1 protein-coding gene (cut by a window edge) is annotated in these 22,575 nt (G+C 65.1%); it reads right to left on the bottom strand.

Translation table 11 applies throughout. The annotated features are described in order from the left end of the window. On the bottom strand, positions 1-22,575 hold the 5' portion of the coding sequence (locus EJ071_RS13460) for a hypothetical protein (protein WP_245460222.1). The gene continues 12,165 nt to the left of window position 1, outside the view; 22,575 of the gene's 34,740 nt are visible here — the first part of the coding sequence; it begins with the start codon at positions 22,573-22,575; its stop codon lies beyond the left edge, outside the window.

Here is a 22,575-nt window from a genome sequence, read left to right as displayed (position 1 = left end):
GTTGACGAAGTCATCGCCGAGGCCGTTGTTGCGTGCATCGCGGATCGAACCGTCAACGGTGCGCAGGCCGACATTGTCGATCGACCAGACAGTATCGACCTCCATCGGGCCGAACAGCTCGTCGAGATAAATGCCGCCATGCACGGGGATCGCTGCATTGTTGTCGAAGGCGTTGAGGACGCCGTTGCCGTTGTTGCGGTCGACATTGATTTCCAGGAAGTCGGTCGCAAGACCGATGCCGCCGGAAATCGCTGGCCCGCCGACCGTGACAACGCCGGAATACAGGGTGATGTTGACGCCGGTCACGTCGACCGTCGGCTGGCTGTCGGCGTCGAGAATCTGCTCACGGGATCTCAGCGTGACATCGCCGCCTGTCGAATGGATATGGCCGACAAGCATCGGACCGACCAGCTCACTGGCGGTGATGTCGCCATTGGTCGTCAGGAAGATCTGCTCGATGCCGTCCTCGGAGCTTCCGCCCGGCCAGTCGACGTCGGTGTTGACGACGAAGTTGATGATGGTATCGGGCGAGTCGACGACGACGTCGGCACCATAGGGCGTACCCGCGATCGACGTCGTCCGGTAGGTGCGCGGCTCGTCTCCGCTATAGAGGGACGTGGTCGTGACATGACCGATGTCGATGTCGTCGCCGGACCGGACTTCCGCGAAACTGTAGGTGGAATCGACCTCTTCATAGTCGGTGCCCAGGCTGCGACGCACGAAGTTGTAGAGCGATATGCCGGTGACGTCCGGGCTGAAATGGTCGAAATATTCACCAGTGCGCGCCTGGGTCGTGACGAGGCTGACCAGCGGATAATAGGTGCTGACATGCACGCCGTCGATGTTCGACAGATTGTCGCCGGCCCTGGAGTCGTTGACGACCACGTCGACATCGTCACCCGCCGTGATGCGGTCGATGGTGACGGCGAGCGAGGACAGCGCCGGGTCGGCGGAGCGATCGTGCAGCGTGATGTCGAGAACCGCATCGCCGCCGGCATCGGCAGTGAGATGCACCTGCCTCAAGGTGGGCGTCTCGCCCTTGTCGACCGCATGGGTTATGCGGACGAGCTCGACCATCAGCGCCTTGCGCGGCTGCGTTCCGGCGGCGTTCTGGTCGCCAATATGACCGGACGCGTCGACGTCGAGCGTGTTGGTGCGGATCAGACCTTCATCGTAAGGGTGCCCGCTGGCCGGGTGCGAATTCAGGTACAGTCCGGCGAGCGCCGGCTGCTCTTCCACAAGATTGAGCTCGTCGACAAAGATGTTGCCTCGCTGGTTCTCGATCTTGGTGAAGCCCAGCGTGTTCTCGATGCCGCGGTAAAGCAGGATATCGCTACTCGGCACACCGGCCGCCGCGAGGTTGACAATCCTCACGTCGGTCTGAGGATGGCGCAGGTTCACGTCGAATTCGAACGTCGGCGTGGCCGGGGTCACCCCGTCGGCCCGCTTTGTCGGATCGTCCGGATGCAGCGAAATGTTGTTGTCAGCTGGATTGTTGCCCGTATCTCCGTAGATCGTGTCGACCTTGATGTCGACGACCGACGACCCGTCAAGCGTGTCGATATGGTTGATCACCAGGTCGAATTTCGATGAATTCGTGATCTTGACCGAATCCCAGGTGCGTTGGCTGTCGACCAGCCCGTGATTGCCCCAGATGCGGCCGTTGTCGCCGGAGATAGCGTTCGCATAGAAGGTCAGCTTGCCTGCCGAGTCATAGACGATGTCATCGATGATGACCTGCGGATTGGTGGCGTTCGCCGCAACCAGCGTGTCGCCGATCGTCTTGCCGGCATTGACGCCCAGGAAATTGATGTTGGCGAGTTTGGTGATGACGCCGTCCTTGTCGATCTCCAGTTCGGGATTGGGCTCGCCGAGCAGGATGACATGCGCCTCCCAGAAGATGTCGCGATTCCGGTCGGTTGACTCGCTTCCGCCGCTGTGGGCCGGGCCAATATAGAAGCCGCCTGGACTGCGGCTGCGCGTGTTGCTGAAATTGTAGTCGAGCGCGTTGACGTCGACAGTGGTCGCCTTGAGCACGGCCTCCCAGAAGCCTTCGATCTTGGCGTTGTTAGTCACCTCATCGGTCGCGTTTGCCGTGGTCGAGCCGCCGATCGCATAGAGTCTCGACTTCGCCGTCGCGCGGTTGTCCGTGCCGGAATAGAGCGACTGGATAAGGATGGAATTGTCGGCGAGCACGAATGAGCTGTGCTCGAGGACGACTTCGTTGCTGCCGCTGATCGTCGCCGTCGAGTTGGCGACCGCGGAGCCGCCGGCGCCGCCGGCAGTCGTGTTGGTGTTTGCGTTGGCCCGGTTGCGCACGATCTCCGAATTCACCGTCACGGCCGCGCCGACAAGATCGGCGTTGCCCTGCAGGATGATTTCGGCCCCCTTGTAGCCGACCGCGGCCTGCACTCGTGCGGTCGCACTCACATTGGTGCTGGCCCCGAGGCCGCCGCCATAGGCTTCGGCTTTCGCAGTCGAGTTGTTGTCGACCTTGTTGTCGACGACCAGTGCATGGTCGGCCGTCAGGTCGCCATTGATCTGCTGCTTGACGCCGAAGCTCAATGTTGACGTCGCGGTTCCGTCACTCGCCGCACCGAGACCGCCGCTGGACGACTGCGCCTCCGACGAGACATAGGACTTGGTGATGCCCCTGACCGTGAGGTCGTTAAGCGCCTCGATACTGGCGTCGGAGCCGACAACGATTTCGCTCTTGTTGACGCCGGTTGCCGTGGCCTGCGCCCCTTCGAGCGAGATGCCGCCGCCACCGCCGCCGTCAGCCACCGCAACCGAACCCATCCGGCTGTCGGTCTGAAGCAGGACGTTGACACCCTTCAGCATGGCGCCGGCGTTTACCGTCAGGTTCGTCGAAACCGTCTGAGAGGATGAAGTATTCGAGTCCTTGTTGTTCCAGGCGCCGCCGGACGAGCCGCCTGCCGAACCGGTGACCACGCCATCGGCCGACGATGGCACGTTGAAGCCGGCTGCACCGCCGACCCCGTCGAACAGGCCGGAAATCGAATTGCTGGTGATGTTGTAGACCAGAGTCTGGCCAGAGGCAGGCCCGGTGTCCTGCAGATCGACGCCTTCCTTGACCAACCTATGCGTGCCGGTGCTGCTATTGCCGTTGAGATTCAGCGCGACCGGCGTGCCGTTGAAGCTGGTCGACAACTTGTATCCGGCGGCATCCTTCTGAACCACGTAATAGGCTTGACCCGGATTGAGGTTGCTGAGGGTCTGCTCGCCCACGCCGATGAGCGAATGCCCGGTAAAGCTGTTGGAGAAGGCCAGATTTTTGACGACCGGCGCGACGTAGAAGTCGTCATTGGGGTTGCCAGGAGTGCCGTTGTTATTGATGAACCCGACTGTATCGCCAGGATTGTCAGCCAGCCGAATGAAGTTTGCATCGAAATTATATGCGACGCCGACGGCACCGGTATAGCTGCCGCCATTGATGACATAATAGGTCTGGCCACTGACCAGCCCGGCTATTCCTGAGCCGGTGTAGATCACCGCCTGGCCGTTCGAGAATCCGTGGTTGGGCAGATAGATGCGACCGACATTGGAGTTGTCCTGGCTCACGGAGAACTCGTTGGCCTCGGTCGCCGGATTGTCGAGCGTGACATTGGCGTCCACGAATGCCGAGATGAACGTGCGCGGCTTCGCCGGGCGATACGTCACCACATCGCCGTTGTTGAAGGGCGTGCTCGCGTCGAGAATCTTGTCGTTCGCGTCGTCGATCATACCGCGCGTGAAGGTATCCGCCACCTCTACGAAGCCGAGCGTCTGCAGCTTGATCGTGTTTTCGTCGATTACCTTGACCTGGTACGTGGTGCCGTTCGACAGGCCGTCGATCACGTCGCCTGCGTTCGAGTTATAGATCAGCTGGTCACCATCCACGAAAGTATGGTTGGGGATTGTAATCGTGTCGTACGCCGCGTTGACGGCGCTTGAGCCGAACCTGGCGCCAAGTTGCACGGTATTCCCGTCGCGCACGATGACGGTGTATTCCTTGTTCTGGACAAGACCGCCTGTGGTGGCGCCCGTCCAGGTGATCGTGGCGCTGTCATTCAGCTTGTGTGGTTTGCCGAAGTCGATGAAATTGCCGCCGTCGCTGGACCCCGTGACAGTGCCGTCCGACACGTCGCCGCCATTGGCGCCATGCTGGGCGATCATCTCGATGTTGCCCTGCGCTTCGACGCGTTCGGAATCGCCGATCACGAAGTTCACCGTGCCGGTCGCCGAAGCGCTTGTCGTCACCGAGCTGTCGCTGATGAACCCGCCACCGCTGACGCGGCCCGCCGAATCGGCGTCCGTAACAAGGTTGGCCGTGCCTTTGACGTTGCCGCCAACGCGCATGATGCTGCCTACGCCGGCAAAAGTCAGGTTCATCGTATGCACGGTCGTCGAATCCGCGCTGCCGGATGAGAAATTGCCGAGACCGCCGCCGTCCGACGACATGGTCGCGGTGGCCGTGGCGAGCGCCACGGCGTCGACATTGATGTTATTGGCGGCACTGTTTGTACCGTCATCCACATCGCCGCGGAACTTCACCGTGGTCGAACCGCCGGCCGTCACGTTCGCGTCAATCTTGGACACGCGGACAAGTCCGCCGCTGGCCGTGGATCCGCCGCCGAAGGCCTCGTTGCCATGACGACCCGCGATGTTGATATCGCCGGACGCGGAGGTCAGCGACAGGTCTTCGTCGATGTCCAGGTTAAGGGTCGAGCTGGCATCGGCGTTGACCTGTGTCTTGTCCACGGCCGCCAGGCCACCCGTGACGTTGTTGGCAGATGCGACTGCGCCACGTGGCGTGGCTCCCGAGACGCGCAGGAAATTGACGCCGTCATGGTTGAGAAGGCCGACGATATTGACGCTGTTTTCAGCATGAATCGAGCCACCCTGGCCGCTGGTGAAATCCAGCGAGGCATCGAAGTCCGAGAAGGTGTTGGAATTGGAGATCGCAACCGCGCCGGCGGTCAATGAGGTCGCCGCGCTGATGGAATTGCCGACCAGCTTGGCCTGCATGTCGAAGCCAGCCGCCGACGTCACATCGACATTGCCGCCGATCCGGCCGATGACCTGCGACTGGTTGGTCGCGCGGGTAACGACATCGCCAATCGAAGCGCCGACGGAAATCGTCGTGGCCTTGGCCGTCGAGCTGACATTCGACGTGAGGTCCGCATCGAGATCGATCCCGCCCGAAGTGGTGGTGATGATCGTCGTGCCTTGCGAGCCATCGCTCGCTTCCGCGCCGATCCGGATCTCTGCGCTGCCGGTATCCTTGGAGGTCACATCCAGCGCGGTGACCGAGGCGAGGCCGGCAATGCCGGTGCCGAGCGCCGCTGCATCGGCAGTGTGGTTGCCGTCGGCCAGGAGTCTGATGCTGGTTGCCGACAGTTCGCCGTCCTCGCCGATCCAGGCGCGCGTGTCGGCGTCGAGTTCGGTCACCACGGTCGCCGACGAGAAGGCGATACCGCCGGCAATGCCGAGGCCCTTGGACTGCGGAGCAGAGGTGGAGGTGCCGGTCGCGGTCATGGTGAGCGCCCCGCTCAGCGTCATGTCCGTATTGTCGGCCACGAAGACCTCGGTGTCGTGCGCCGCCTTCGCGGTGATCTTGGTCGAGGTGACGGCGGCAAGGCCGCCGATCTGGAAACTCGTCACATCGGCGTTGACTGTGGTGTCGGAGGTCGCGGTCAACGTCACCGCGCCGGCAGTCACGTCGCCGTTTTCACCAATGTAGGCGCGGGTGCGCGACGATTGTCCGCTGCCGTCTCCAATCGTCGCGATTGCCGTGATGTCGCTGACTGAAACGCCCAACGATCCCGAAGCCGCATTGATGAGAGCGTTTGCCATCGACGCTCCGGTCGCGGTTGTCGCGATGCCAGTCAGGCTCGCGTTGCCGAGATCGACAATTGAATCGTGGCCGACGAAGGTTTCGGTAATCCGGCTGGCGGTCGCACGGGCTTCGAGGTCGTTGACATCGGCGAGCCCGCCGAAGCTGGTGGCGGTGACAGTCGAATTAGCCGCGGCGGTTGCCTCTGTCGCCGTGAGATTGACGGTTCCCGCCGTCAGGTCGGTGTATTTGCCGACATAGGCGCGGGTCTTGCCCTGCATGTCGGAGACCGCCGTGGTGATCGACACGCCGACCAGTCCAGCAATGCTGAAGCCTTCAGTGACGGCACGCGCCTCCGTTCTACCGGTCGCAACCGCGTCAACGATGCCGCGACCCAAGCCGTCCAGGCTCAGGATGTCGATGTCTATAATAGATGTTTCGGAGGCATCGTCGTTGCGGCCGACATAGGCCTCGACATCATTGGTTGTCTTCGCGGTCGGCGACAGGCCGGCAACCGATGCGCCACCAGCGACCGAAACATTGAAGAGCTTGGCGTCGGCAAGCGCGTCGCCGTCAGCCGTGAGGTTCAGGTCCGTTACGCGCAGATCCGCGCCGTCGCCCGCAAAGGCCCGTGTCTTGCCACCGGCAATGGCCGTCGGCTTGTAGAGGGCGATTGAGACGGCCAAAGCTCCGCCGCCGCCCTCGGTGCGGGCGATCGCGTCGATGTCGCCGAGCGCCGAGATGTCGAGTGCATCAGCCCCGCCGGTCACCTTGACCACGGCGTCCGGGTCGCCGCCGGCGCTCACGCCATCGGGTGCGCCGATATAGGCCTCGATGATGCCGCTGGTCTGGGCGACCGCTTCCAGATTCTGCGCAGTGCCAAGGAACGAGATGCCGACGCTGAAGGTTGTCGCCTCGGCCTTGTTCACGACCCTGTCGCCGCCCAGCTTGCCGGCGCTCACGTCGAGCGTGTTCGCCAGCAGATTGACGCCGTCGCGCACGTAGGCGCTGGTCCTGCCGGACACCGTTGCGGTGGGCAGGAAAGAATTGACCGATGCTAGCCCGGCAAAGCCGCCGCCATCGGCATTCGCCACGGCGTGCATGAAGCTGTCGGCCACCACGGTGATCGTCCCACCGCCGACGTTGATGTCGGTGGTGACATCAGCGGCGACATCATCCGCCTGGGCGCCGATATAGGCCTCGACAATACCGCTGACTTCAGCGGTGGCCGTGACGATGGCGACGCCGACGAGACCGGCGATGTTGGTTGTCGTCGAGAGCGCCTCGGCTTTCATCTCTGGCGCGTCCGCAAGTATGGCGATGCTGCCGGCGTCGACGTCCACGCCCTCGCCGATATAGGCGCGCACCGCGCCCTTAACCTGACCCAGCAATTCGTAGGAGGCAATGCTCACACCACCGGCAACACCGATGCCGTCGGCTTCGGGCTTGGCCAGCATGTGGCCGATCGCGTCGATGTTTAGCGCACCGCCCTGCAAATTGACGACGCCAAGATTGGCGCTGGCCGTCTCGCCCGCGCCCTGGCCGACATGGGCGTCGACCGTGCCGCTGACGATCGCATGCGAATCGTGGCGGGCGCCGCCGCCGGCGAGCGAGACGTTGACGATCAACGCCTTGGCGGACGCGTCATAGTCGCCGTCGGCATCGATATCGAGGCCGGTGGCGAAAATGTCGGCGCCCTGCCCCACATAAGCTCGCGTCATGCCGCCGACATCCGCCAGCGTCGAAACAGTCGAAACCGATATGCCGAGGGAAACGTCACCGCTGTCGACCGTGGCAATCGCATCCATGTCGGAATAGGCTTGGATGTCGATAGGCTGGTCGACGTCGATGACGCCGTTGAGACCTGCCGGTACGGTCAGGCCGACCGGTGCGCCGACAAATGCCTCCACGACGCCGTTGATCTTGGCTTCCGCATCGATGACGCCGACGCTGCCGAGCACTCCGAACCCGAGCGAGAACGTCGTCGCCTTGGCTTCGTATTTCACGCGATCGCCGGGGTTGCCGGCTTCCACCGCGAGCGTATCAGACGTGAGGTCGACACCATCGCGCACATAGGCGCGCGTCGCACCGTCGACATGGGCTTCAGGCAGGCTCACGCCAACGGTGAGGCCGAGCGAAGCGCCCCCGCCGAACACCTCGGCGATTGCATTCATGAATGTATCGGCATCGACGATCACGTCGCCGTCGGCGGCTTCAGCGCCGGAGATCGTTATCTGCGGGCTTGCCGCCGGCGTTGACACGCTGCTGGCCTGTGCGCCGATGAAGGCTTCGACCGCACCAGTCACCTTGGCGACCGACGTCAGGACCGAGACAGTTGCAAAGCCGGCAATGCCGATGGAGAACACCTCTGACTGGGCCTTCATCACCGGCGCGTCGGCGGTGACCGTCAAATCGTCCGCCGTGAGTACCGTGCCTTCGCCCGCATAGGCACGCACCGACCCAGACGTATCGGCCGTTGGCGTGAATACATTGACCGTGATGCCGAACGAACCGGAGCCGCCCTTGGCGCTCGCCGTCGTCGTGCGCGAACCGTTGGCGTGGATGACCGCCGTTCCGTCGCCATTGCCGGCGTCGGTGAGCGTAATCGTCGTCTTCGCGCCCGCCGTCGGCGTCTCGGCGGCGCGCGTGCCGGTGAAGGCTTCGGTGTCGCTGTCGATGGTCGCCGTCGAGGTGGTGACATTCACCGCGAAGGCGGCGCCGATCGCCGCGCTGACATTGTTGGCATTCGCCGTTTCCGTGCTGTCGGCGGTGATGTCGAGCTCGCCTGCGGTCACGGTCGTCTTCTCGCCGACATAGGCGAGCGTCGCGCCGGTGATGTCGCCGTTGGAGATCGTGACGGCGGCAGCACCCAGCAGCCCGAAGGACAGGCCGACCGGCGCCGCGTTCGCCGTGTAGTTCGACGTCGCCTTGATGATGAGGCCGTCGGTCCCCAGCGCAAAGTTGGTCAATGCGCCTGGGACGGTCCCGGCGCGCGCGCCGACATAGGCCTCGGTGATCCGGTCGACATTGGCGTCGATAAGCGCGACCGAGCCTGACATCAGGCCAATCGACAGAGAGAAGGTGTCGGGCAGCGCCGAGGCGACGCTGTCCGCGGTGATTTCGGCCTTGGAATCGACTGATACCGTGGTGGCGCCATCGGCGAAGGCGCGCGTGGCACCACCCACAGAAGCTTCGCTCTTCATGGCCGACACGGCGAAGCCCAGCGCAGCGCCAAGGCCGAAGGTCTTGGCGCGTGCGGTGTGGTTGCTGTCGGCGTCGATGAACAGGTTGCTGCCGGCGCCGAGCGCCGTCAGGTTGGAACCGCTCGCATAGGCTTCCACTGTCGAATCGAGGTCGGTCTTGGCCCAGCCACCCGCTCCGGCAAGGCCGATCGCCGCCGTTATCGCGACGACGCTGGCGTCCGCGTTGACGTCCTGCGTGGCATCGGCATCGATGGTAATCGAGCCATTCTCGGCTGTCACGGTGCTGTTGGAGATATGCGCCTTGGTAGCGGCGGTCATGGTGTTCGTCGCCAGCCCGACGCCGATCGCTGCGCCGACGGCGCCGGCCGCCACGGCGACCGAATCGACCGTCGCGATGGCATCCGAAGTGTCGTGCGCCTCGACCAGGACGGTGGTCGAGGCCCTCACGACCGACGATGTATCGATCGAGCTCTCGATGTTGCGGGTGACGGTATTCGTCGCACTGGCGCCGGCGCCGGCGCCGGCAACGCTGCCCAGCGCCACAGCCGCCGACAGCGCATAGGCATCTGGCGTCGCCTGGACGACGGATTCCGACTGGGCCTTGACATTGACCCTGCCGCCATTGGCGTCGACCCGGCTGTTGCCGATGCGCGCACGCGTCGTGCCGGCGAGGTCGTTTGAGGCGATGGCGGCAGCGACCGTCACCGATACAGCTCCCGCGAAGGCAGCCGAAACCGAAACCGAGACCGCCAGCGCGTCAGCGTCGGCGAAGATGCTATCCGTCGCGGATACCTCGATCTTGCCGCCGGCCGTGATCGACTGGCCCTCGGCAAGATCAGCATTGGTGATGATGGCTTCCGCCACCTGATTGATGATGTTGACCGCACTGGCGCCCGTGCCGGCAAGGCCGACGGACACACCCCACGCGGCCGTGACGCTGATGGCGATGCCTTTCGCATCGGTCTCGATCAGGCTGTCGGCCAGTGCCGTGACGAGAACGTCAGCCGAGGCGTCGACCAGGCTGTCGTCGATCATGGCGCGCACCGTACCGGCGACCGTGGTCACCGCGTCGGCGAAGCCGATGGAAACGGCGAGCGAAGCGCCGCCGGCACCGCCGGCCGAAACCGAGACGCCGAGCACGTCGACATCGATCGCGGTTTCGTCGGTGGCAATGAGGCTGACAGAGCCTCCGTCCGCGATGACCGACGAATCGCCGGAGATCACTGCTTCGGTCAGGTTGGTGGTGTTGACCGTGGCGAGCGACCCGGCCGCCGTGCCGTTGACCGAGACGCCGCCGGCGCCACCCGCGGCGACGCCGACGCCGACGCCGAACGCAGTAACAGACCCTGTCGACAGCGCCGTCAGCGAAACTCCGCCCAGTGTCGACGTCACGTCCGACCCGATGATTGCCGCGCGGGTCGTGGTGCCGAAATTCACCTGGGCTTCGGACACCGCGACCGAAACATTGAAGGACCCGCCCGCAGCACCGCCGGCAGCTACCGACGCGGCCACCAGCTTCGCGGTGATGGACGACATGTCGGTTGCCGACAGCGAAACCGTGCCGCCCGAATTGACCGTCGATCCGTCCGTGATGGAGGCTTCAATGGTGTTGGTCAGGGTGTTGGTGGCCACGACACCGGTGCCGGCGCCCTGAATCGACGCCCCGCCGGCGCCGCCGGCCGAGATCGAAGCGGACACGCCCGTCGAGGTGATGGTGTTGGCGCCGGTGGCTGTAAGGCTGACGATATCGCCGGCGCCGGTTCCGGCATCGACCGTGGAGCCGGATATGCCGGCCAGCGTCTGGCCTGCGATCGAGTTCGTTGCTTCGGTGACGGCGATCGAGATGTTGGCTGAGACGCCGCCGCTGCCATTGGCGCTGATCGAGGCCGCGACGAGGGTCGCGGTGATGTCGGACAGGTTTTCGGCAAGCAGCGTAACGTCGTCCGCTGCCTGGACATGGCTGCCGTTGACGATGCTCGCCTCGACATTGTTGGTCATGGTGTTGGACGCAACGGCACCTGTTCCGGCTCCGCCGATGGCTACCGCTCCGCTGCCGCCGGCCGAAAGAGCGGCCGAGACGCCGGTCGACAGTATCGTCATGTCGGCCTCGGCCTCGAGGCTGACATTGCCGGTCTGGCTTTCGACCGTCGAGCCATCGATCGTGGCCGTTGTCGTGCCGCCGACCGAATTCTCCGCGAGCGTGACAGCGACGCCGATCTGGGCGCTCACCGCGCCGGCGCCGCCAGCGCTGATCGACGCTGAAACCAGCGTCGCCGTGATCTTCGAATTGTCGTCCGCAAACAGCGTGACATCGCCGTTCGCCATGACCGTGCTGCCGTTGACAATGCTGGCCTCGACGCCGCTGGTCGAGAGGATGACGTTCCTTGCCCAGGCGCCGGTGCCGGAGACGCCGACGCTGACGCCGCCGGCGCCGCCCGCCGATATTGCGACCGAAACCGCAGTGGCGGTGATCTGCTTGGTCGACTGCGCGTCAATGCTCACCAGACCGTTGGTCGCCGTGACCGTGGAACCGTCGATCGTGGCCAGTGTCGTGCCGCCGATCTGGTTCTCCGCCAGCGTCACCGAAATGGCGACGTTGACAGCGGCGGCGCCGCTGCCGGTCGCCCCTATTGAGGCGGACACAAGCGTGGCCGTGATCGAGGAATTGTCGTCAGCGGCAAGCGTCACGTCGCCGTGAGCAGTCACGACGCTGCCGTCGGTGATGCTGGCCTCGACGGAATTCGACGTCGTGTTCTTGGCATGCGCGCCTGCGCCCGCGCCGCCGACAGACACGGCGCCGCTGCCACCGGCCGTTATCGCGGCGGACACCGAGGTCGAGACGATCTGCATGGCGGTGTCTGCGTCGACGGTGATCATGCCGCCGGTGCTGTCGACGGTGGAATCGCCGATGGTCGCAAGCACCGAGCCGCCGATGGAATTCTCCGCCAGCGTGATCGCAATCGAAAGACCGACCGCGGCGGTGCCGCTGGCGGTCACGGAAACCGAGGCAGACACGAGCGTCGCAAAGATGCCCGATATGTCCGATGCCGACACGAGCACCTTGCCAGTCGCATCGACATCGCTGCCGAGGATCGACGCCTCGACCGAATTGGTGGTCACATTTCTGGCCCAGGCGCCGGTGCCGGCGCCGCCGAACGAGAATGTACCGCTGGCCGAAACCGAGACGCTGACCGCCGCGGCGGTTGCCGTGATTGTGTTGTCGGCCAAAGCCGAGACCGTGACGAGACCGTCAAGGGCGTCGACTGAGGATCCCTCGATCGAGGCAATGACGTCGCCGCCGATGGCGTTATCGGCAAGAGCGACCGAGGCGGCTATGTCGATGGAAGCCGTGCCGCTGGCCGAAACCGAGACGCCGACCGAGGCGGAGGTCGCGAGGATCGTCGAAGTGTCGCTCGCCGTGACCGAAACCGAGGTCCCGGCCTCGACTGTGCTGTTGGCCGCAATGCGGGCGGAAACCGTGTTGGTCGTCCTATTGTCGACGCTGGCCGCGACACCGACGCCGCCGATAGCGAAGGAGCCGCCGGCCGACACGCTGACGGCGGCGGCGACGCCAGTCGCCGTGATGGTGTTGATCGTGTCGGCGTCGACGGTGACCGCGCCCGAGGCGCTATCGACGGACGATGCCGAAATCAACGCCGAGGTGGCCCCGGCGATGGAATTCTCCGCCAGACTGATGGCGATCGCGAAGCTGACCGACACATTGCCTGAAGCCGACACCGAGACGGCCGCCGCGGTGACCGAAGAGAAGATGCTCGAGGTGTCGAGGGCCTCGACGCTGATGGCGTCGACCGCATCCACCGTGCTGCCGCTCTCGATTACCGCCTGTGTCTGGCCGGTTATCGCGTTGGTCGCGCTGGACCCGGAACCTGCCGCCGACACGCTGACCGTGCCGCCGGAAGCCGAAACGGAAATGGAGACCGCGACGGCGACCGCGTCGATTTCGTTATCGTTGGTCGCAGTGACACTCACCGCGCCGTCCGAGTCGACGTCGGAGTTCTGGATGCCTGCAAGCACCGTGCTCGAAATGCTGTTCTGAGCCAACGAAACGGCGACCGACAGCGACAATGTCGCTGCGCCGGATCCCACAGCGACCGAAGCCGCCACAACCACCAGCGTGGCGCCTATCGTGCTGCTGCTCGATGCGCCGATGGTCAGCGGCCCACCGACGGTGACCGCCTGGCTGTCGGCGTCGGTGTCGAAGATGCCAGCCTTGGTCGAACCGCCGATGGCGTTGGACACTTGCGCCACGCCGAACGCGCCGGCCAGCGTCGCGCTGCCGGATCCGATGGAGATCGAGACCGCGACGGCCACCTGAACGGCAGTGATCGACTTGGACGAATCGGCCTCGATCGTGGCGCTGCCGCCCGCCGAGAGATTCGAATCGACCACATGCGCGGCCACGACATCGTTCACCGTGTTGGTGGCGACCGAAACGGCCGCCGTCAGCGAAATGGTAGCCGAACTGCCGCCGATGGATGCCGAGATCGCGGCCGTGGCCACGTTGGCGTTCACCGTCGCCGAGTCGGTGGCGAAGATTGCGGCATTGCCGTCCGCGTCGACCGACGAGCCGCCGATGACACCCGCCTCGATCGTATTCGAGATGGTGTTGTCGGCCCCGGCGCCCGCTCCGGCGCCGGAAAGGCTGACGTTGCCGCCGCCGACGCCAACGCCGATCGATGCCGCCACGGCCGTGGCGGCGATGGAACCGGTCGAGGAAGCGTCCGCGGTGAAATTGCCACCGGCGGTTATGTTCGATCCCCCCTCGACAACGGCGCGGGTAGTATTGGTGATCGAGTTCGTGGCGTCGATAGCCGACACGGTCAGCGTCGCCGACGCGCCGCTGCCGCCGCTCACGCCGACCGATGCGGCGACTGATACGATGGTGGCGCTGATATCGGTCTGGTCGGCGGCGTTGAGGGTAACGTCGCCCGAAGCGTCGACATCCGCCGCGCGGATGATTGCAAGCACGGAATTGCTGGTGACGTTCGAGACCCCGGCGCCTGCGCCGGTCAGCGAAACGCTCGCGCTGCCGGAGCCGACCGACACGCCCACCGAAGCTGCCGTGACGACGGCGTCGATAGACTTCGACGACGAGGCCAGCACATCGACGTCGCCGGTAACCGTCGTATCGACGTTGTCGATGATGGCTTCCGTCGTCGAGGTGATGGTATTCTGGGCAATCGACGCGCTGACCGTGCCGGCCACAGACACGCCACTGCTGCCGCCGGCCGCGACGCTCAGGCCGACCGATGTCGCATCGGCGTTGATGATGCCTGAATCCGTAGCGCTGACCAGCAGGCCCGCACCGGCCGAGACGCTGTGGGGATTGCCGCCGGCGTCATCGGTGATCGCCGCCCTGCTCGTCAACGTCAGATCGTTCGCGGTGACTGCGATGTTCGCGCTGATCCCAACGGCAGCGGCGGAGGAAGAGTTGGAAACCGTCAGCGACACGCCGAAGGCCGTCGCATCGATATTGCCGGTGTTGCCGGCCGTGACCGAAATCGCCCCTTCGGCGAACACCGAGCTGTTCTCCACCAAAGCGAGCGCGCTGCTGGTGATGTCGTTGATGGCGATCGCCAGGCCGAGACCCACGCCGACCTTCGCTCCCGTGCCGCTGCCGACGTTCAAGCTGATGCCGACCGCGCCAGCCGTCGCCGTGATGTCGGCGCTGTCGGTTGCGGAAACCGTCACATCGCCGGTAGCGGTTATGACGCTCGGATCGATGCTCGCCGTGGTCGTCGACGTGATGTAGTTGCCGGAACCGGAGCCAGCGCCGGCCAGCGACAGGGGACCGTTGCTGGTGTTCAGCGACCCGGAAATGCCCAGTGTGAAGGCGCTGATGGTGCCGGTGGAGCCGGCCGTCACATCGACATTCGCACCGCTTGCATTGACGTTCTGCAGCGCCGCCGTCGTCGTCTTGGTGATCTCGTTGTCGGCTGCGGCAGCACCTATGGCGACGGCGCCCATATTGCCGCCGTTGGTAGAGACCGACAGAGCCCCCGAGCCCGCATCCGCGTCGATCTCGCTGGAATCCGTAGCTTCGATGTTAATGTCGCCCGTCGCGGTCAAATTCCTGCTTCCGGACGGATTCAGCACGCCGGCCGTGGTCGTGGAAACGACAAAGTTGCCGGAGCCGGAGCCAGCGCCGCCGAGCGCATTGCCGCCGGTCGAGACGGATGCCGAACCGGCGATCGTCAGCGCGTCGATGACGGCGCTGTTGTCGGCTGTGGCCGACACGTTGGCGGCCGAGATGGACGTGTCCGTCGCCGCCGCCGAAATTGTCTGGGTGATGTCATTGACCGCGACCGATGCGCCGACGGAGCCTGCCGTCGTTCCGTTGTTGGTCGAGACCGTTATGGCGACGCCGCCGGAATCCGCCGTGATCGCCGAATCGTCGCTCGCGTCAAGCGTCAGGTCGCCGGTTGTCGAGACGCTGCTGCCGGCTCCGATATCGGCCAGCGCCTCCGTCTCGACCATGTTCACAGTCACGGCGCCCGCCCCGGAGAAATTGACGGAACTGTTTTTTCCGGAACTGGACGAACTGGTGCTGACGACGCCGGCGACCGCGATCGTCACCGCGTCGATGTCGACCTTGGCGTGGGAATCCAGGCGGACTCCGCCCCCGGCCGCGTTCAGCGTGTTGCCGCCGAGCGCGCTCGCCCAGACGAAATTGTCCACCTCGTTGACCGTGACCGAGCCGGTGACGCCGGCGTCACCGCCCTGGACGGTAATCGCCAGGCCGCCCGTGACGTTGGTCAGGTTGGTCTCGCCTGTGCCGCGCAGCAGGATTCCCTGCGCCGCATCGGCCCCGGTGTTGTCCAAATTGACCGCGACGCCATTGCCGATGGTGGCCTTGGTCTCACCCTTCAGGACCGCGACGCCCACCGATGCCGCGATGCCCACCTTGGTGCCGCCGCCGGAGCTGCCGCTGCCGCCGGAGCCGCCGCTCTGGCCGCTGTTGTCGCTACCCAGCGAGCCCGACGCCGCGATTGCCAGCAGGAACACGTCGTCGTAGCTGGTCGCGGTTACGGCAAGGCCGCGGACGGATTCCGAGCCCTGGTTGCCGTCGCCGTCGAAGATTCCGTCGTTCACCGAGGCATCCTTGCTGCCGAACGCGGTGATCGTGGACCCCTCTCCTATCGTCGCGGTGGTCTGGTCGAGATCGACCACGATGCCGATGGAAACGCCGACCGCCGAGCCGCTCAGCGAGAGGCCGAGCGTGCCTGCATAGCTCTCGATCTGCGTCTTGCTGTCTGCCACGACGACGACCGAACCGTCGGCATCGATCGCTGCTGTGCCGGTAGTCGAAGCAGCATCCGTCGGGTCCCGCCCGACCAGGGCCCGCGTAGTGGTATCGTTGACGAGCACATTGAGCCCGCCGGCGCCCGAGGTGCTGTTGCCTGCCCCAGCATTGACGGTGAGCTGGAAAAAGTCCTCAGACGAGGCAGCGTCGACGATGACGTTGCCGCCTGCGGTGACCGTGCTCGCCGCGCCGTTGCGCGTCGCGATCAGCGCTTCGGTCGTTTCGTTAAGTACGGTGACGTCAAGACCAATGCCGACGCCGCTGCCGCTCTTTTGCCCGGAGCCGATGGTGACGGCGATGCTGCCCGCGAAGTCGATGACGTTCACGTCGCTCGATGCCGTCACCGAGACGTCACCTGCCGACGCGGTGACCGTCGCTCCGGAGCCTATGCCGGCCCGGGTGGTCACATCCAGAACGTTGATGACGGCCGAGCCGGCGCCGGTGTCGCCGCCCGAGCCGATAGCCGCGCCTATCGCCAGATTGGTGACGTCGACGCCTGTATCCACTGCCTTGACGAAGGGCGAGACGATCTCAAGTGGCTTGAACGTGGTCACGGCGCTCACGTCGACATTGCCGGTGTCCACCGTGACCGTGGCATCACTGCCGATCGTGGCCAGCGTCTCGACATCGAGGACGCCGATGGTGACCGCTGCGCCAACCGTCGTGTCGGAACCGCCGCCTCCGCCTCCACCACCGGAGATCCTCAGGGCACCGCCGCCGGCGATGTTCTGCATGCCGATGTCCTGGCGCGCCGTGACCGTGACATCGCCGTTGAGCGCCGTGACGGTTGCACCATCCGCGATGCTGGCGCTCACCGTATTCGGATCGTCAGTCGCCGGTGAACCAAGGACGCTGAAGGCGACCGCCCCGGCGATGCCGAGGCTCGATTTGTCGCCGCCGGTTCCTTGCCCGCCGCCACCGGAACCGCCCTGGGTGGCCCCGCCGGTGCTGCTCTGCTGCGAGCCGGCTCCCGAGAGAGCCAACGCCTTGAACGCATTCACCTCGCCGGCGCTGGTGCCAGCCTCGACGGTTACCGACCCTGCTGTCGTGGTGCCATCGCCGAGCCGCGCTATCGTGTCCATCAGCGCGACGTTGAACGCTACCGCGGCGCTCACATTGTTGGACGAGGACGAGCCTTTGGTGAAGGCGATGCTCACCGCTTCGGCCTGCGCGTCGGCGTCGCTGATCGCCTTGACCGACAGGTCGCCGGTCGCATCGATATCCACGTCGTCGGCGATCTCCGCCGCGACCTTCGATACGATCACCGTGCCGCCGATCGACGCTGCGATTCTCAGCACGCCGCCAGACGTCTGCGTGCCCGCCTGATTGGCGTTGGCGTTACCCTGCCCGCCGGGATTCGTCGTCTGGTTCTGCGACGTCTGGTTGGCGCTCGCCACTTGGGTCTGCGGGGTCGGTTCGGTCAGGCTGGAATTCGTCCTGGCATTCAGGAAACTGGTCTGCGAGCCGGTCTGGTTCTGCGCGGTCTGGCCGCCGCTGTTGGCACTCTTCTCGCCTTCGGCGCTGCCCGTCGCCAGCACCGTCGACGTGATCGTGCCCTTGGCTTCGACCTTCACATCGTCGGCCACTGCCGCGCCAGTCGAGACGCTGCGTTCGAGCCGCGCGCCAACGTCGTCTTCGGTCCAGCCGAGCGCGATCGCCGCGCCGACCCCTGTACCGCCCGAACCGGTGACTTCGGCATTTGCCTCGGTCGCCTGGCTGACGACGTTATCTGCCGTGACCGCGAGGTCGCCTTCAATCTCGATTGCACCGAGGCCCGCCAGTATGCGCGCATCGGTGTGGTTGTCGGAGACCCCGAGCGCGACGGCGCCGCCAACCGAAGTGCCACCTTGGCCGGCGCCTGCGCCGGCGGTCGCCAGCGTGATCACACCGTGACTGGCGTCGGCGGCGACCGCCAGGTCATTGGCCGTCACCGTGGCAGAGCCGTTGATTTCGGCCAGCGTGTCGTAGCCGGCATAGCCGACGGCAAAGGAAAGGCCGACGCCCGTGGTTGCGCCCGTCGCCGCTGTGGAGGGCAGCGCCCGCGTGAGCGTGTAGGCCGTCGTCCCGGCTTTGACTGCCGAAGCGCCGATGTCCGGATCGGCGTCGTTGCCGTCCTGCGCCGTGATCGCCGCACCGTCGCCGAAAATCGCGCTGGTTTCACCTTCGACGACGTTGATCGCGACCGAACCCGCCACGCCGATCTTGCCCTTGCTGGCGCCCGATTTGGCGGTCGCGTCGGCCGAATGGCTGGTTTCGGTCAGCTTGTGACCGTCGCCGGTGCCAGACGAGGTGATCTTGATCGCCTCGCTCTTCAATGCCTTGGCCCGATCTTCGGCGAGCTGGATGTTTCCGCTGCCGTCGACGATGGCGAAATAGGTGGTGCCGTCGGTCAGTCCGCCGATGTCGGTGTTGCCGCCGCCGCCATTGGAATAAACCACCTCGTCACCAGTCACCACGCCCGGCGACACGAACCGCGCCGCGTCGGGATCGAAGGTGATGTCGTCATCTTCGGCCGTCTCGGTGCGCTGGAGCTTGTGCGCGTCACCGGAGCCGAGCCCGGTCAGGTCGACAGCAACACCGTTATCGGCGTCATCTGCCGACGCCGCCAATTGAATCAGGCCCTTCTCGCCCTTGATAACGTAATAGTCCGTACCGCTTGTCAGTCCGCCGATGTCGCTGCCGCCACCGTTGGAATAGACAACCTTCTCGCCTGTCTCGAGGCCGGCCTGCTCGCCGACGAAGATCGTGTCGGCATCGAGATCGATGGTCGAGGTCGCCTCGATCTCGCGTTCGGCCATCCCTGCCTCGACGGTGACGCCGTCGCCGGTCACGGCAGCATGCTCGATCAGGGCCTGGTTCTGGCTGTCGGAGGCGTTGACCGCGACAGCCGCGCCGATGGCGGTGGCGTTCGAGGTGGTCACCGACTTGCCGTCGGCGGTTGCCGCGGCATCGTGATTGGCAAGGCTCCTTACGGTGACGCCACCTTGTGCGGCCACGGTGATAGGCGATCCTGCGACGCCGCCGATGACCGCGCGCGAGGCCGTATCCTGCGCGATGTTGATGCCGATGGCGGCGGCCACGCTGAGCGGGCCGGCCGAGGTGCTGGTGCCGGGAGAAGTGGCGCCCGCACCGCTGGCGTTGTTGGCGCCCGCGACCTGGGTGTCTGTCTGGCTCTGGGTGGTGGTGCTTCCGTTGTCGCCTTCCTGCTTGGCGCCCGTAGCGCTCGCCTTGGAATCGGCGCGGCTGGCCGCCCGGCTGGTCGCGGCGATGAGCACCGCTCCGCCTGCCGTGACGCTGCGCGCCAAGCCCGCGAGCAAACTGTCCTGCGCGATCGTCAACGCCAGGCTCGCGCCAACCGCGGCCTTGGTGCCTTTGGCGGCGCCGTTGGCGGTAGAGGCCGCTCCGTTCTCGTGCTCGGCGATGACCGTCAGATCGCCCGTGATCGTCAGCGTCGATCCAGCTAGGATGTCGGCACTCGTGTCGTTGAGCGCGACCGCGGTCGCGACAACCGGAGTGACAGCCGTGCCGCCCGTCGCGCCGCCTTCGGCGGTGGCAAGAACGTCATGAACACCTTTCGCCGAAACGGTGATGTCGGCGGCGCCGGAAACCGCACCGGAAATACGGGCGACCGTATCGTTGTCGCCGACGCTGATCGCCACCGAAGCGCCGATGCCCGTCGAGTTACCGCTGCCGTCGACGGTGGCCTTGGCGGAGGCCTCGGTGGCGGTAGCGGACTCCGCCGACACCGTCAGGTTTGCGCCGTTCAGATTGACGTTCGCGTCGCTCTCGACCAGCGCGGTGGTGGTGGAGGTGACGACACTGAGGGCGAGCGAGCCGGCGAAGCCGGTCTTGCCGCCGTCGCCGACGCCGGACGTGACCTCGGTCCTGTAGGTACTGTCGGCATCGAGCGCCGACGTCAGCGCCACGTTCGGGGCTGTGTAACTGCCTGTGCCGCCCAGGGAAACGAGCGTCTTGGGCGCGATGACGCCGATTGCAACGGCGACGCCTACGCCAGTGCCGCCGGAGGGCGGCGGGTCCTGGGCTTCGCCGGTGTTGGACCCGTCGGCGCTGGACGTGATGGTATCGGTAGTCGTCGCAGACAGCGTGATGTCGCCAGAACTTGTTATGGAGCCTGAAGTATTGCTGGAGATCTGCGTGACCGGCCTGTAGACGGTTACTGCCACAGCGCCTGCAAATTTGATGGAGCCCTCGGCGGTTTTCGCATTGTTGCTGTCGAGCTGCTGTTCGGACTGGTTTGCGCCGCCATTCTCATCGCCACCGCCCTTGGTCGAGATCGCCGAGGTTGTGATGGTGCTGGTGGTCGTCGCGGCGAACGCGACGGACGTCGGCGCAGTGGTGGCGCCGATCGACGCGGAGTCGCTGAATTTCACGCCGGTGGCGGCAACGACCACCGTCGCGGCCACGGTAGCGCCTGCGCCGCCCGCCGTTCCGTCCGCGACGTTCTCGATCTCGAACGTCGATGCGGCATCGATGCTGACCGCACCGGCTGCGTCGATCGTGCTGGCGCCAAAAATCCCGACTTCGGACTTGGAAATCAGCGTAGTAACCGCGATCGCGGCGTCCAATTTGGCTTCGGTGTCGCTCGAATCCGCCTCGTCGGCAGCCGTGACGGTAACGTTCACAGCGGTGTCGAGATCGACCTTGCCCGTGGCCGAGATATGGGGGCTGGATGAGCCGTCGCCCAAGGTGATCGTGGCCTTGGGCAGACCGACCACGATAGCGCCGCCGATGCTTCCGATCTGACCCTGGCTGGGGGTGAGCGACGAGGTAGCAGTTGCGCTCATCACGACGTCGCCCGCAGTAGCGGTCACACTGCCCGTGACGTTGATGGTGGCGTGCGGCGCCGCCAGATAGAGACCCTTGGTGAGTTCCGTCGGAATCAGGCCGTTGCCTTCGCCGACGGCCTCAAAGTTGACGGACGTGCCGGAGACCGACGCGCCCGCGTTGACATTGATCTCCTCGGCCTTGAAGTGAATCGCTCCGGCCGTCAGGGCGCCGGTCACGAGGATGTTGTCGAGCCCATCCTCACCATCGACCGTCAGGCTCGCCGAGCCAAAATTGATGGTGCCCTGGAAGGTGATCGCATCACCCTCAACGAAGGCGGCGATGAGGTTCCCCAAGTTGGCGCCAGCGAATACGTCCTCGCCCAAATATTCATTGAGAAGCGGGAAGAGACCCTGGTCGTTGCCGAGTTTGATCGTGACGGAATTGGTTGGTAGTTCGAACGAGGTCTGCTCGAACGTCGGAATGCTTTGCGACGCGACCGTTACGGTCGACCCGCTCATCGTCACGACTGCATTGTCGGAAGCGGCACTGAGGTCGATGGTCACATTTGCAGCGTTGCCGAGGCTGACCGGCTCGAGGCCTGCATAGGTCAGCACCGCGCCGTCGCGCGTGATGGTGCCGGAATGCGCGTCGTCGGCCTTGTAGACGATTGTGCCGGAATTGCCTTCCAGAACCATGCTGTCGAAGCCGCCGGCGCCGCCGTCCATGACACCGCTCATGACGCCGCCTGCGGAAACGAAAAAGGTGTCCTCGTTGTCGGCCGAACCCCGAAGGTTCTCGACCTCAACGAAGGACACCCCTGAAACACTACCCGAATTCTGTCCGGTTATGCTCCAGGTGGCGTTCGCGGGCGGGCCGGTCACCGCGTCACTGCCCGCGCCGCCACTCAGCAGGATCTTGCCGACGAGCGCCGTTTCGAAGCCATCATGGACGAAAGTATCGTCGCCCGCGCCGGCATCTACCGTAAGCGTCACGTCCGGATGCAGGAAATTATAGGTGAGCGCGCCGCCGGCGCCGATCGCGTCGATGGTCGATATGCCGTCGCCCACGCTACCGTTATCGCCGATCCTCAGCGTCTGGCCCTGCCCCGTGGCGTCCTGGAAGATGCGGTTGCCTGCCGTGCTGCCATCCGAAACCGTGCCCACGCCGGTGAAGCCGATAATATGCGGCCCGGTTGTGCCGTTGACCGTGACCGCGCCAGCGCCGTCGCCGGTCATCCTAACGGTGACGTCGGAGAAAGTACCGCCCGACAGCGCCAGCACATCGTCGCCGTCGCCGCCTTCGAAGTCGATTGCGATCCCCTGCAAAAATTCCTCTGCGAAGTCGACCGTCAGCCGGTCGTTTGCAGCCGTGCCGACAACGCGTATGAGGTTGATGTCCTGCGCGCTGCGGCTGTCGATCAGCAT

This window comes from Mesorhizobium sp. M1B.F.Ca.ET.045.04.1.1 (assembly GCF_003952465.1).
Lineage (GTDB): Bacteria > Pseudomonadota > Alphaproteobacteria > Rhizobiales > Rhizobiaceae > Mesorhizobium > Mesorhizobium shonense.
This window is presented reverse-complemented; position numbering and strand designations above follow the sequence as displayed.